This is a genomic window from Luteimonas sp. GW821-FHT14E02 (genome assembly GCF_058803905.1).
Genome location: NZ_JBXAPK010000002.1, coordinates 282,200 through 295,260, shown reverse-complemented (window position 1 = coordinate 295,260; position 13,061 = coordinate 282,200). Strand labels below are relative to the sequence as shown.

11 protein-coding genes and 1 riboswitch are annotated in these 13,061 nt (G+C 66.7%); of the genes, 7 read left to right on the top strand and 4 right to left on the bottom strand.

Features of this window, described 5'->3' with window-relative positions; translation table 11 throughout:
* Positions 1–18 precede the first annotated feature (18 nt).
* Both AC1RNP_RS04325 and AC1RNP_RS04320 read right to left on the bottom strand, forming a co-directional pair.
* On the bottom strand, positions 19–1,950 hold the full coding sequence (locus AC1RNP_RS04325; protein ID WP_493050285.1) for an esterase/lipase family protein: 1,932 nt from the start codon (positions 1,948–1,950) through the stop codon (positions 19–21).
* Between the two features lie 233 nt (positions 1,951–2,183).
* Positions 2,184–2,600 carry a universal stress protein gene (locus tag AC1RNP_RS04320; protein WP_493050017.1) on the bottom strand — a complete coding sequence of 139 codons (417 nt, stop codon included), beginning with the start codon at positions 2,598–2,600 and terminating at the stop codon, positions 2,184–2,186.
* Between the two features lie 200 nt (positions 2,601–2,800).
* On the opposite strand from AC1RNP_RS04320, the gene AC1RNP_RS04315 reads away from it, so the two are divergent.
* The 3 genes from AC1RNP_RS04315 to AC1RNP_RS04305 all read left to right on the top strand — a co-directional run bounded on the left by AC1RNP_RS04315 (position 2,801) and on the right by AC1RNP_RS04305 (position 6,052).
* Positions 2,801–4,213, top strand: coding sequence for a circularly permuted type 2 ATP-grasp protein (locus AC1RNP_RS04315; protein ID WP_493050016.1), 1,413 nt, complete (start codon positions 2,801–2,803; stop codon positions 4,211–4,213).
* Positions 4,213–5,220, top strand: coding sequence for an alpha-E domain-containing protein (locus tag AC1RNP_RS04310; RefSeq protein ID WP_493050015.1), 1,008 nt, complete (start codon positions 4,213–4,215; stop codon positions 5,218–5,220). Before AC1RNP_RS04315 ends, AC1RNP_RS04310 begins: the two co-directional genes overlap by 1 nt.
* Before the next feature lie 85 nt (positions 5,221–5,305).
* Positions 5,306–6,052 (top strand): proteasome-type protease, encoded by a 747-nt coding sequence (locus AC1RNP_RS04305; RefSeq protein ID WP_493050014.1) that lies wholly within the window; start codon positions 5,306–5,308, stop codon positions 6,050–6,052.
* Between the two features lie 7 nt (positions 6,053–6,059).
* Here AC1RNP_RS04305 and AC1RNP_RS04300 read toward each other — a convergent pair whose 3' ends face one another.
* On the bottom strand, positions 6,060–7,379 hold the full coding sequence (locus AC1RNP_RS04300) for a DUF6056 family protein (RefSeq protein ID WP_493050013.1): 1,320 nt from the start codon (positions 7,377–7,379) through the stop codon (positions 6,060–6,062).
* Positions 7,376–7,903 carry a hypothetical protein gene (locus AC1RNP_RS04295; protein WP_493050012.1) on the bottom strand — a complete coding sequence of 176 codons (528 nt, stop codon included), beginning with the start codon at positions 7,901–7,903 and terminating at the stop codon, positions 7,376–7,378. Before AC1RNP_RS04295 ends, AC1RNP_RS04300 begins: the two co-directional genes overlap by 4 nt.
* Before the next feature lie 300 nt (positions 7,904–8,203).
* Positions 8,204–8,306, top strand: a riboswitch (S-adenosyl-L-homocysteine riboswitch).
* A gap of 39 nt (positions 8,307–8,345) precedes the next feature.
* Here AC1RNP_RS04295 and ahcY point away from each other — a divergent pair.
* The 4 genes from ahcY to AC1RNP_RS04275 all read left to right on the top strand — a co-directional run bounded on the left by ahcY (position 8,346) and on the right by AC1RNP_RS04275 (position 12,945).
* Positions 8,346–9,776 carry an adenosylhomocysteinase gene (ahcY, locus tag AC1RNP_RS04290; protein WP_493050011.1) on the top strand — a complete coding sequence of 477 codons (1,431 nt, stop codon included), beginning with the start codon at positions 8,346–8,348 and terminating at the stop codon, positions 9,774–9,776.
* A gap of 147 nt (positions 9,777–9,923) precedes the next feature.
* A complete protein-coding gene (metF, locus tag AC1RNP_RS04285) occupies positions 9,924–10,757 on the top strand; it encodes a methylenetetrahydrofolate reductase [NAD(P)H] (RefSeq protein ID WP_493050010.1) in 834 nt (277 codons plus the stop codon).
* A 217-nt stretch (positions 10,758–10,974) separates the two neighbouring features.
* Entirely contained in the window at positions 10,975–11,568 is a 594-nt protein-coding gene (locus AC1RNP_RS04280) for a hypothetical protein (RefSeq protein ID WP_493050009.1), read from the top strand.
* Positions 11,569–11,688: 120 nt separating this feature from the next.
* Positions 11,689–12,945, top strand: coding sequence for a zinc-dependent metalloprotease (locus AC1RNP_RS04275; RefSeq protein ID WP_493050008.1), 1,257 nt, complete (start codon positions 11,689–11,691; stop codon positions 12,943–12,945).
* The last annotated feature ends 116 nt before the right edge of the window (positions 12,946–13,061 follow it).

Sequence of the window (13,061 nt, the reverse complement as noted above, 5' to 3'; positions counted from 1 at the left end):
TCATCGGCGCTGCGCCATTCACTCCGTGCCGATCTGCTTGTGCAGGATGCGGCGAATCTCCAGGATCGCCTGTGGCGTCTCCTGCACGCTGTGCCACGAGGTGATCACCAGTTCCGATTCGGCGTCTGCCAGGTGTGCGCTGCGATAAGGCACCAGGCCGTCATCGGAATCGACCAACGGCAGCTTGGGATCGCGCTGGGCGATGATCGAGTTGTAGCGCACGCGTGGCGAGATCGGCAGATCGGCGGCGGCGCGCACGAAGGGATCGGTGTCGCGCAGGTTGTCGATGCTGTTGGGGATCGTGCGCTTGTGCTTTCTCCCCTCTTCTTTCCCGTTGCCTCCGGCAAGATCGCTCAGCACGTCGGCGAAGCGGGTCAGCAGCGTGGCGGGCAATCGGATGAGCTTGCCCACGAAACGCCCCAGCCCGCCATCGGCCATTGATGTGCCGCGATGCGGCGCGGCGATGAAGACGGCGCGATCGACCTGCGGCAGCGGTTCGAACTTCAGCAACGGCTGCAACCGCCGGCGGATGCGCTCTCCACGGTCGCCGGACAGATCGCGGCCGGCCATCACGGCGCCCCACAGCTCGTCGCCCGAGGAAGACACCAGCAATCGCGCCAGCACGCCGCCCATGCTGTGCCCGATCAGCACCATGTGCTGCGAAGCCGGTGCCTGCCCAGCGGGATCGAAATGCTTGAGCGCCTGTTCGACCAGCCTGGCGATTTCCGCGCGGTTCCAGGCGATCGGCATGTTGGTCGGGTAGTAGACCTGCCAGATCTGGTAATGCCGGCGCAACTGCTCGTCGCCCATGATCTCGTTGGCGACGTTCACCCAGGCCTCGGGGCTGCTCGCCAGTCCGTGCAGCATCAGCACGATCCTGCGCTCCGGATCGTAGGGCTGCATCAGGTACAGATGCGGCCGCACGATGCCGCGCTCGCGGCCGAGCATCGAACGCAGCGACTGCTTGGCGAAACCCGAGCGCGCCAGCCACAACCCGTAGCCTGCGGTGAAGTTGGCCGCCAGCGGCAGCCGCTGTCCCTGTATCGTCACTTCCGCTTGCCGATACGGATCGTAAGGCGAGATCAGCACGCGCCGCGTCGCCAGCACTTCCGCCAGCGTCTGCCCGTCGAAGCGCAGCAGCAGCGTCACCGGCATGAACGGCATCTCGCTGAAGGCCGGCGCCTTGTCGTCGCGGCTTTCGCCGGCCAGCGGCGTGCCCGGAAGCGCCTCCGGATACGCGGCCGGATCGCCCACCGCCGCAGGCGACACTTCGGCCACCAGCTCAGCACCGAAGCCATCGCGGCGATACACGCTGCGCACGCCTTCGAAACGCAACGATGATGCCGGCGCGATCGCATCCGGATACGGAACACCACCCGGCATCCGCAGTTCGGTGGCCTCCGCGTTCACGCGCCAGCCGGCGACGTCCATCTCCGTGTCGCGGCGCACCCCGCCATTGCCGGCGATCTGCGCGCGCCAGCGCGCGAACAGGCTGCCCACCACCTGCTGCACCGCGTAGTTGTAGTAGTCGCGGACCTGGGTCTGGCGATCCTCGAACGCACGCGCCCCCGGCGCGCGAGGACTGAAGAACAGATAGGCGTAGGCATAGCGCGCGGCTTCGAGCCATGCGCCTACCGCGGCATCGCTCTGCGCACCCTCCCCTTTCGGCGTGAGGCGGATCGCGGCCTGCGTCCAGAGTTCGGCGGACGTGGACAGCTTGCGCTCCTCGTCCAGCCCTTCGCTCGTGGACAGCGTCCTGGCGCATGCCGGCACGTCCGCCGTGCAGGTCTTGGCTTCGATGCCCAGCACCTGCAGCGCTTCCAGGCTGGCGGCGCTCAGTTCGCCGCTGCTGAGGACGTCGCCCCGCTTGGCCGCGATGTAGTCCTCGGCGCCGAGCGACTTCACCTTCACCATCGCGCAGCCGCCGAGGGTCAGCGACAGGCATGCCATCGCCAGCAGCAAGGCGGACGAAATGCATCGGCGCGCGCTCCGATACGTCACGGCGAAGCATCCGACGGCAACTGGCCCGGAATGTTTGCTCGAATCGATTTCGGGGGAGAGTTCAAGAAACGGCGATGCAATCGGATCATGCCGGCATGATCCGACAAACCCGTCCCGTCACGCAAAGCGATCATCAAGGCCGCATGAACGCGGAACGGTTCCTCGCCGCCGCATCCCTGCGATCAGCGCACGACCGTCACCGGCACGTGCGAACGCGCCAGCACATCGGTGGACACCGAGCCGACCAGCCAGCGTGCCAGCGCGCCGCGTTCGCTGTGACCGATGACGATATGGTCGATGCCGTGCTGCTCGACCTCGCTCAGCAGCACATCGCCGGGACTGCCGTTGAGCACGGCTGTCTCGACGAGCGCGGCCGCGTCCGGAGACGAATCGACCAATTCCCGAAGCAGTTCCTCGGCATGTTCCGGACCGTTGTCGGCGACCAGCACCGCCATGCCCTCGATCCCGCTCACCGCCGGCTGCAGCACCATCAGCACGCGCACGCGTCCGCCGAACGCGCGTGCCAGATCGACCGCAAGCCGGAACGCCCGCTTGGCCGAGTCGGAACCGTCGTAACCCACAAGGATTCGTCTGGACATGGGAATGCGCCTCCACCGTGGTTCGGGCCGATGTTCGCGGGACCATCTTCTCCCCTTTCTCGTGATCAGCCAATTAACGCCCGGCGGACGATCACGCGGCCTTGATGCCCCGGCTTGATGCAACGCAACATCTAGGCAAGCCCCGCCGCACGTGGTATCAGTGGAACCGGGAATGGCCCCGCTGAACGCAAGGCCACTGCATGCGGACCGGTTACGACGAAATGCACGCTGCCGACGGCGACGTCCGTCCGCACTACCATGCCTTCGACGACTGGCTGCAACAGACGCCCGCTCCCGCGGTCGAACACAAACGGCGCGAAGCCGAAATTTCCTTCCACCGCGTCGGCATCACCTTCTCCGTCTACGGCGAGGAATCCGGCAACGAACGGCTGATCCCCTTCGACCTGGTGCCACGCATCGTGCCCGCCAGCGAGTGGAGGATGCTCGAAGCCGGCCTGCGCCAGCGCGTGCATGCGCTGAACCTGTTCCTCGGCGATGTCTACGGCGAACAGCGCATCCTGCGCGATGGCAAGGTGCCGCAATCGCTGGTGCTGGACAACGAAGCCTATCGCCACGAAATGCGCGGCCTGCAAGTGCCGGGCGGCGTCTATTCGCATATTTCCGGCATCGATCTGGTACGCGCGGGCGACGGCGAGTACTACGTGCTGGAGGACAACCTGCGAGTGCCTTCCGGCGTGTCCTACATGCTGGAAAACCGCCGCATGATGACGCGGCTGATTCCGGAACTGTTCGCGCGCCAGCAGATCGCGCCCGTCGAACGCTATCCGGACGCGTTGCAGGAAATCCTGCGCCAGGCCGCGCCGCCCGGCATCGACAATCCCACCGTGGCGATCCTCACGCCCGGCTCGGCCAACTCCGCCTATTTCGAACACGCCTTCCTGGCACAGCAGATGGGCGTGGAGCTGGTCGAGGGCGCCGATCTGTTCGTGCGCGACGACACCGTCTACATGCGCACCACGCGCGGCGCGCAGCGCGTGCACGTGATCTATCGGCGCATCAACGACGACTTCCTCGATCCGACCGTGTTCCGGCGCGAATCGCTGCTTGGCGTGCCCGGCCTGTTCAACGCCTATCGCGCCGGCCGCGTGACACTGGCGAACGCGCCCGGCACCGGCGTCGGCGACGACAAGTCGGTCTATCCCTACGTGCCGGAGATGATCCGCTTCTACCTCAGCGAAGAACCCATCCTGCACAACGTCCCGACCTATCAGCTACGCAATCCGGACGACCTGCGCTACACGCTCGAACATCTCGACGAACTGGTGGTGAAGGAAGTCCACGGCGCCGGCGGCTACGGCATGCTGGTTGGGCCGGCGGCGAGCAAGGCGGAGATCGAGGAATTCCGACGCCGCATCCTCGCCACGCCCGACAACTACATCGCGCAGCCGACGCTGTCGCTGTCGACCTGTCCCACCTTCGTCGAGAGCGGCCTTGCGCCGCGCCACATCGACCTGCGCCCGTACATCCTGAGCGGCCGCCGCATCCACGTGATGCCCGGCGGCCTCACACGCGTGGCGCTGCGCGAGGGTTCGCTGGTGGTGAACTCGTCGCAAGGCGGCGGCACCAAAGACACTTGGGTATTGGAGGGCTGATGCTCTGTCGGACCGCCAACGATCTGTACTGGGTCTCACGCCACATGGAACGCGCGGAGAACACCGCGCGCCTGATCGACGTGACCTTGCGCATCGCGATGCTCCCCGAGCGCCTGGACCGCGGCAAGGCCGAGGCCGCGCCATGGCGCCGCGCGCTCGACGCGCTCGGCATCGCCGACGACTTCGTGCAGCGCTACGGCATCATCGACGCCGACGGCGTGCTGCGCCACCTGCTGCTCTCGCCCGACAATTCCTCCTCGATCTACAGCTGCTTCCGCGACGCGCGCGAGAACGCGCGCGCGCAGCGCGTGGCCATCACCTCGGAGATGTACGAGGACCTCAACACCTCGTGGCTGGAGATGCGCAGCCTCAACGCGGCACGCATGCGGCGCGACGGCGTCAACAGCATCCTGGAATGGGTGAAGGGACGTTCGGCGGCGTTCCGCGGCGTCACCATCGGCACGCTCGGGCGCGGCGAGGGTTATCACTTCCTGCAGCTGGGCGCCTTCATCGAACGCGCCGACTGGGCGATCCGCCTGCTCGACATCACCGGCAGCGACAGCGACCTCCCCGAATCCGGCGAAGCGCGCGATGCCGTGCAGTACTTCCAGTGGAGTGCGCTGCTCCAATCGCTGTCGGCGTTCGAGACCTATCGCCGGATCTACCGCGAATCGGTCAGCCCGGCCGGCGTCACCGAACTGATGCTGCTGCGGGACGGCAACCCGCGTTCGCTGCAGACCTGCACCAACACGCTGCACGGCGTGTTGCGCACGCTGGCCGGCGGCGACGGCCTGGAAGTCGTGCGCCAGGCTGGCGCGCTGTCGGCGTTCACGCGCTACGCGCGCATCGACGAGATCATCGCCTCCGGCCTGGAAACCTGGCTGCAGGATGCGATGGCGCGGCTGACGCGGCTCGGCGATGAAATCCATCGGCACTTCATGCTGGCGGCGGAACAATCACTGCCGCAAGCCGTGCCGCAAGCACAATCGCACTCCCAGTCGCAATGACGGCCCTCACCGCAGCGCGCTTCCCGTACCGGCGCTGCGCGAGGCAAAATTACCGCGATTCCCCCATCGAGCCCTCGGCGCACCCATGACGTATTGCATCGGCCTCAACCTGGAGCAGGGCCTGATCCTCGCTTCCGATTCGCGCACCAACGCCGGCGTCGACGACGTTCGCCGCAACGGCAAGATGCGCGTCTACGTCAGCGAGGGCGAGCGCGTGATCGTGACCCTGTCCTCGGGCAACCTGTCGCTGACGCAGAACGCGGTGAACCTGCTCGAGCATCGCGCCAACCACGACCCGGAACGGCCGGGCATCGGCAACGCGCGCTCGATGTTCGAGGTGGCGCAGCACGTCGGCGATGCGCTGCGCGAAATCCGGGCACGCGATGCCGCCTACCTGCGCGACAGCGGCGTCGACCCGAGCGGTTCCTTCATCGTCGGCGGCCAGATCAAGGGCGAGGCGCCACGGCTGTTCCTGGTGTATTCCGAAGGCAACTTCATCGAAAGCTCGCCGGAAACGCCCTACTTCCAGACCGGCGAGAGCAAGTTCGGCAAGCCCATCCTCGACCGCGTCATCTCCCCGCGCACTTCGATGACCGAAGCCTGCAAGTGCGTGCTGGTGTCGTTCGATTCCACCATGCGCTCGAACCTGTCGGTCGGGCCGCCGCTCGACCTGCTCCTGTATCGCCGCGACAGCTTCAACGCGAACCTCAAGCAGCGGCTGGAAGAAGACGATCCCTACCTGCACACCGTTCGCACCGAGTGGAACGAGACGCTGCGTCGCGGCGTGCGCGATCTGCCGGGGCCGGCCTGGCTGACGGATCTCCCGGACTGACGCCGGCCTAGCCGATCAGCAGGCGGACCACGCGCACGCCGGCCGCGAGCGCGACGACGAACACCGCAGCCTCATACGCGCGCTGCCCGTAGGCGGTGCGCAAGGCCAGGATCATCTTCGCCACGACCAGCATCAGCGCCATCTGCCCGACGAACTGGACGCGGTCACCGGAGGCATACACCGTCGGCGCGAAACCGAGCATCGCCACGGCCGCCATGCCAAGCGTCAGCGCGACCAGGGAGAACATCGCGTCGCGGCCTGTCCGCCCCGCCGCGACGATGCAGGCGATCAAGGCGGCCGCCAGACAGAACAGGCTCCACGCCGACAGCGCATAGGCGCGGCTCGAACTCGCCTGCAGCGCCAGCGGCTCCGGCAGCACGTAGAACGCGGCCAGCGCATGCCCGAACGGCGGCAGCAGCCGCAGATGGCCCAGCAGCAGGAACGCGATCGCGATCGCCATGACCGCCTGCGCGATCCGGCCGATCGGCCGCTTCATCACCAGCGCCAGGGCAAGCAGGCAGGCCGCGACCATCAGCAGGTTGTGCGGATCGGTCAACCCGTCCATCACCAGGCCCAATCCCATGCTGATCTTGTCGGGAATACCGAGATCGCCGAAGTTGGGGAATCGCACCGACGTTTCCACACGATAGCGGGCCTCCGATCCCGGCGCCGCGAACACCAGCGCCGCGCTCGCGATCGTGACGATCACCTGCACGAAATCCCAAACACCCGCTTGCCGCAATGTTCCTTTGCGCAACAGCAACAACGCGCTGGCGAGCACCATCACCAGCGCCACCTGCTCGTTCTGCACGGACAGGATCGCGGCGATGGCGAATCCGATGCGCTCGATCGGCGCGTGCGGTTTCTGTTCGACCAGCCCGATCAGCGCATAGGCCGCCAGCGCCACCGTCCACAGATAGTTGACCGATCCGGTCACCCACCAAGCGGAATAGAGCAGCACTTCGTGCGACACCAGCATGAAGAGGCAGAACATCAGCGCGGTGGCGACCGACGAGGACATCTCCTCGCGCGCGGTGGCGAGGCGGCCGCCCGCGTAACACAGCAGCAGCAGGAAAGCCGCGTTGCACAGCTTCCACAGCCACAGGTGCCGTGTCAGATACACGAGCGCGGCCTCGACGAGGATCCTGCCGGACCAGTGCTCGTAGCGGAACGCCATGAAATCAAGGAGGCCCTGCTGATCGAGCACCCGGCCGAAGAAGCTGTCGTCGTTCACCCAGCGATTGCCGAACGCGACCACCTGCAAGGCCACGATCGCGGCGACGGTGAACAAGAAGAACAGGCGCCGGGATTTCCAGATCGGCATCATGGCGCGCCCCCGATCCGGCATTCGAGCGGAATGAGCGCTTTCACGCGCCCGTCGTCATAGGCCACGTGGAGTGTGCGTCCGCGCAGGGACTGATCCGCGGCCGCGAGATTGAGCGAAGCGGCGAACCCAGGCTGGACGTAATGGTCCGTTCCGCCCAAACGATGCGCGAGCATGTCTTCGATGTCCGAACGTGTCTGCAACACCGTGCGCAGCGCGCGTGCTTCCCCGCTTGCCGCATCGATGGCCACCACGCGCACGCTGCGCCGGCCCATGGCCGCGCCCTTGCGCGCGATCCAGCCACGCACCGCGATCTTGCGCGGCGTCACCCAGCACCCATCGATCGCATAGGCGACATCGGCCGGCGCGCCGATGGCATACCCGCTGACGTCCACCACCGGCGCCGCGTTGTCGCGCCGGAACAGGAACCAATGGAACAGCGTGGCGGCGAGCGCGGCCAGCACCAGGCCGAGCGCTGTCAGGCGGCCGATCGCGGCGATGCCGGATCGGGCAGATGAATGCGCCATAGGAAGCGCGCCCCCTGTAGAGGTATTCGACAAGCCGTGGTCTCCGACACGAACTGGAGCGCACGGTCCATCCACGGGCGCCGGCTGCCGGTCAGCAGCCGGCGCGGACAATAGCAGAGCGCCCTTGAAGGCGACTACTCCTCCGGATGACAGCCCGGCTCCGATGTTTCGTGTCCCGCGGTGACATCGCCAATCCCCTCCCGGACATGCCGATCACCGCCCTCCGACCCGCCCGGCCGACGGCGCCGAACCCGCCCCGGTTCATCCCTTCATCGCGAGAAAGCGATAGAATTCCCCCGCCTCGCCGAGGGGCGCTGCGACCGTACTCCCGCCCGTGCCCCGCACGGATGCCGGGGAGGCGGCCAGGCTCGGCGTCGCGTCACCGTAACGGCGCCCGTGACTGCGAGTCCCACGGACTCACGACAACGGAGCACCCCCCTCAATGAACGCCGTAGCCAAAACCTTCTCTGCCGAAGGCGATTACAAGGTCGCCGACATTTCCCTGGCCGACTGGGGCCGCAAGGAAATCGACATCGCCGAGCACGAGATGCCGGGCCTGATGTCGATCCGCCGCAAGCACGCCACCGCCAAGCCGCTCAAGGGCGTGCGCGTGACCGGCTCGCTGCACATGACCATCCAGACCGCCGTGCTGATCGAGACCCTGAAGGACATCGGCGCCGACGTGCGCTGGGCCTCGTGCAACATCTTCTCGACCCAGGACCAGGCCGCCGCCGCCATCGCCGCCACCGGCACGCCGGTGTTCGCATGGAAGGGCGAGACGCTCGAAGAATATTGGGACTGCACGCTCGCCGCGCTGACCTTCCCGGGCAACAAGGGCCCGCAGCTGGTCGTCGATGACGGCGGCGACGTCACCCTGCTGATCCACAAGGGTTACGAACTGGAGAACGGCTCGAAGTGGGTCGACGAACCGGCTTCCTCGCACGAGGAACAGGTCATCAAGAACCTGCTCAAGCGCGTCGCCAAGGAACGCCCCGGCTTCTGGACCGAAGTGGTCAAGGACTGGAAGGGCGTGTCCGAGGAAACCACCACCGGCGTGCATCGTCTCTACCAGATCGCCGAGGCCGGCAAGCTGCTGATCCCCGCGATCAACGTCAACGACTCGGTCACCAAGTCCAAGTTCGACAACCTCTACGGCTGCCGCGAATCGCTGGCCGATGGCCTCAAGCGCGCGATGGACGTGATGCTGGCCGGCAAGGTGGCCGTGGTCTGCGGTTACGGCGACGTCGGCAAGGGTTCGGCGCACTCGCTGCGTGCCTACGGCGCGCGCGTGATCGTCACCGAGATCGACCCGATCTGCGCGCTGCAGGCGGCGATGGAAGGTTTCGAGGTCAACACCATCGAGGACAGCCTGGGCAAGGCCGACATCTACGTCACCACCACCGGCAACAAGGACATCATCACGCTGGCGCACATGCAGCGGATGAAGGACCAGGCCATCGTCTGCAACATCGGCCACTTCGACAACGAGATCCAGGTCGATGCGCTGTACGCTTCCGGCGCCAAGCACACCAACATCAAGCCCCAGGTCGACAAGTACACCTTCGACAACGGCAACAGCATCTTCCTGCTCGCCGAAGGCCGCCTGGTGAACCTCGGCTGCGCCACCGGCCACCCGAGCTTCGTGATGTCGAACTCGTTCGCCAACCAGACGCTCGCGCAGATCGATCTGTGGCAGAACAAGGACGTCTACGAGAAGACGGTCTATCGCCTACCCAAGCAGCTGGACGAAGAAGTCGCGCGCCTGCACCTGGAAAAGATCGGCGTGAAGCTGACCAAGCTCACCAAGGAACAGGCCGATTACCTCGGCGTGCCGGTGGAAGGTCCGTACAAGCCGGATCACTACCGCTACTGATGTTTCTTCGCTCCTCCCCCCCGCTCGCAGGGGGAGGTCGGAAGGGGGTCGTGAGGCGCGAAGCGCCGAACTTTCACGCAAAAGCCGAAACCCCTCCCCAGCCCTCCCCTGCAGTCGCAGGGGAGGGAGTCCTTTCGGAAGGCCTGCATGCTCCCCATCTCGTTCGAGTTCTATCCGCCCAAGACTGACGAGCAGCGCGATCAGCTTGATCGCACCGCGAAGAAGTTGAAGACGCATGCGCCGGATTACGTCTCCTGCACGTTCGGCGCCGGCGGTTCCACGCTCGACTACACGCCCGAAACCGTCGAACGACTGCACCAGCATCACCGCCTCGACGCGGCACCGCACATCTCCTGCATCGGCGGCACACGTGCCGAGCTCGGCACCCTGCTCGCGCGCTACAAGGCGATGGGCTGCCGGCGCATCGTCGCGCTGCGCGGCGACCTGCCCTCGGGCATGGCGCGCACCGGCGATTTCCGCTACGCGACCGATCTGGTCGAATTCATCCGCCGCGAGCACGACGGCTTCTTCCACATCGAAGTGGGCTGCTATCCGGAAACGCATCCGCAGGCCGAGCATGCGCTGGCCGATCTGAAGCATTTCAAGGCCAAGGTCGACGCCGGCGCCGATGGCGCGATCACGCAGTACTTCTACAACGCCGATGCGTATTTCCGCTTCGTCGACGATGTGCGCAAGCTGGGCGTCACGATTCCGATCGTGCCGGGCATCATGCCGATCTCCAATTTCAGCCAGCTGCGCCGCTTCTCCGAAGCCTGCGGCGCCGAGATCCCGCGCTGGATCAGCAAGCGCATGCTCGCTTACGGGGACGACATCGATAGCATCCGCGAGTTCGCTGCCGATTTCGTCGCCGCGCTGTGCAGGCGCCTGATCGACGGCGGCGCGCCGGCGCTGCATTTCTACACGCTCAACCTGGCGAAACCGACGCAGTCGGTGCTGGCGCGGCTGTCATCGGCAGCGTAAGTCCGCTTATCTGCGCGATCGTAAAATCCGGGACGTCCATCGGTGTCCCGGGAAAGAGCCCCTTCAAATCAAGGGGCGCCGCCGCAGTGGCGGGGCTGTGGCAATGACACGCCCGGAACCCAAAGCCTGCGCCACAAACTTTGGATCTCGATCTGGCACACGGCAGATCGAGCAGCCCGCACTTCCAGGTGCGGGCGTCCGACGCTACGCTGCGCCGATGCCGCCGTTCCGCCTCGCCTGCATCCTGCTGCTGCCGCTGGCCTTCGTCTGCTGGCCGGGTCGCGCCGACGCGCAGATCAAACGCTGCACCGGCCCCGACGGCAAGTCGATCTTCACCGACCGCAACTGCAATGACGTCGGCGCCACCGACGCGCTGCCGCGCGCCACGACAGGATCACCCCAGGTCGGCGGCAAGCCCTATGCGCGCGGCTGCTCGCGCAGCGTGCGCGACCTGATCTACGAACTCACCGCCGCCATCGACAGCCACGACACCAACCGGCTGGCCGGGCTCTACAACTGGTCGGGCATGTCGAACAACGGCGGCTACGCGGTGCTCTCGCGCCTGGACGCCATCGCCAGCCGGCCCCTGGTCGACATCAGCCCGATCCTGCCCGCGCCGCAGGTCAGTGTCGACGCCGAGGGCAACATGACCGTCAGCGGCGATGTCGATCCCGCCAACTACCCGGAGGCGCAGATCCGACGCACCCCGGTCGCCCTGCGGGTCGACCAGACCTCGCCGGGAGGCGCCACCTCCCTGCGCACGGTGTTCGGTTTGCGCAAATACATGGGGTGCTGGTGGCTGACCCTGTAAACGGGTTGCCTTGAGGACGCGCATTGCTGCACCTGCAGCTTGCCTGTATGCGGAACGAGACGGCAGCGTCCGGAGCGTGACCTTAGTCACGCGAATTCTCCTCCACTCCGGAATCTCCTCATGCAACGATCCCTCCGAATCGCTGCCGGCTTGGCCGGTCTCGCCCTCGCCGGCTCCGCCGCTGCCGCCGGGAAACCGCTGTTCGTCGCCAGCCCCGCCGGCAAGGCGGCCGATGTCCGCAACGAGCGCGCCCTGGAAACCCTCTTCTCGCATCCCAGCACGCTCGACGTCCGGGTCACCTCCGTGGACGCCAGCGCCAGCGACGGCGACCAGATCGAGCTGGTGCTCGGCGGCCGCGTCCTGACCGCCGACCGCAGCCGCAGCGAGCGCACCGCGCGCGGCGACACCGTCTGGTACGGCCACGTCCGCGAGACCGCCACCAAGCGCGCACCGACTGTGCGCGAGACATCGGCCGATCCGCTCAACGACGTGGTGCTGGTGCGCCACGGCAACCAGATCACCGGCAATGCCCGCGTCGGCGGCAAGCTGTTCCGCATCCGGCCGCTGCCGGACGGCACCACCGCCGTCGTCGAGGTCGACGAATCGCGCATGCCGGCCGAACATCCGGATCAGGCCTATCGCGAGATCCTCGACGCCGCCAGGCCCACGGCCAACAAGAAGGGCGGCCTCGTCACCCCGACCGCGATCGATCCGGGCGCGACCGCCACGATCCGCGTGCTGGTCGTCGCCACGCAAGCGGCGGTCAACGCCTACGGCGGCGACATGCAGGCGCTGGCCGAACTCGCCGTGGCCGAATCCAACCAGGGCTACGCCAACTCGAACGTCGGCATCAACATGGTGCTGGCCGGCTATAGCACCGTGAGCTACAGCGAAGTGGGCATGAGCACCGACCTGTCGCGTTTCCGTGGCACCAGCGACGGCTACATGGACGGCATCCACACTACCCGCAACGACGTCGCCGCCGACGTCGCCGTGCTGATCGGCAACGACAGCTCGGCCTGCGGCCTGGCTTCGGGGATCGGCTCCACCGCGTCCACCGCCTTCGCGACCGCCTACTGGGACTGCGCCACCGGCTACTACAGCTTCGCCCACGAGATCGGCCATCTGCAGTCGGCTCGCCACGATCCGGCCACCGATTCCAGCACCTCGCCCTACAGCTACGGCCACGGCTACCGCCATCCGCAGAACCAGTGGCGCACGATCATGGCCTACAACTGCTCGTCGAACTGCCCGCGCCTGAACTACTGGTCGAACCCGGACAAGACCTACAACGGCGCGCCGATGGGCACCACCGACAAGAGCCACAACCAGCGCGTGCTGGTGAACACCAAGGCGACCATCGCCGGCTATCGCTGACACACACGCAACTCCGGCACCTCGACGCCGCGCGGGCTGACCCGCGCGGCGTTTTTGTTGCCCCGCGCCGCCGTTCGTCCCGGACACCCGAAGCGCGAGCGGCGAACAGCCCTTAA

Excerpts from the sequence above, each read along its gene's own strand:
- AC1RNP_RS04325 (WP_493050285.1), bottom strand. The coding sequence starts at position 1,950 with ATGGCATGCCTGTCGCTGACCCTCGGCGGCTGCGCGATGGTGAAGGTG.
- AC1RNP_RS04320 (WP_493050017.1), bottom strand. The coding sequence starts at position 2,600 with ATGTCCAGACGAATCCTTGTGGGTTACGACGGTTCCGACTCGGCCAAG.
- AC1RNP_RS04315 (WP_493050016.1), top strand. The coding sequence starts at position 2,801 with ATGCGGACCGGTTACGACGAAATGCACGCTGCCGACGGCGACGTCCGT.
- AC1RNP_RS04310 (WP_493050015.1), top strand. The coding sequence starts at position 4,213 with ATGCTCTGTCGGACCGCCAACGATCTGTACTGGGTCTCACGCCACATG.
- AC1RNP_RS04305 (WP_493050014.1), top strand. The coding sequence starts at position 5,306 with ATGACGTATTGCATCGGCCTCAACCTGGAGCAGGGCCTGATCCTCGCT.
- AC1RNP_RS04300 (WP_493050013.1), bottom strand. The coding sequence starts at position 7,379 with ATGATGCCGATCTGGAAATCCCGGCGCCTGTTCTTCTTGTTCACCGTC.
- AC1RNP_RS04295 (WP_493050012.1), bottom strand. The coding sequence starts at position 7,903 with ATGGCGCATTCATCTGCCCGATCCGGCATCGCCGCGATCGGCCGCCTG.
- ahcY (WP_493050011.1), top strand. The coding sequence starts at position 8,346 with ATGAACGCCGTAGCCAAAACCTTCTCTGCCGAAGGCGATTACAAGGTC.
- metF (WP_493050010.1), top strand. The coding sequence starts at position 9,924 with ATGCTCCCCATCTCGTTCGAGTTCTATCCGCCCAAGACTGACGAGCAG.
- AC1RNP_RS04280 (WP_493050009.1), top strand. The coding sequence starts at position 10,975 with ATGCCGCCGTTCCGCCTCGCCTGCATCCTGCTGCTGCCGCTGGCCTTC.
- AC1RNP_RS04275 (WP_493050008.1), top strand. The coding sequence starts at position 11,689 with ATGCAACGATCCCTCCGAATCGCTGCCGGCTTGGCCGGTCTCGCCCTC.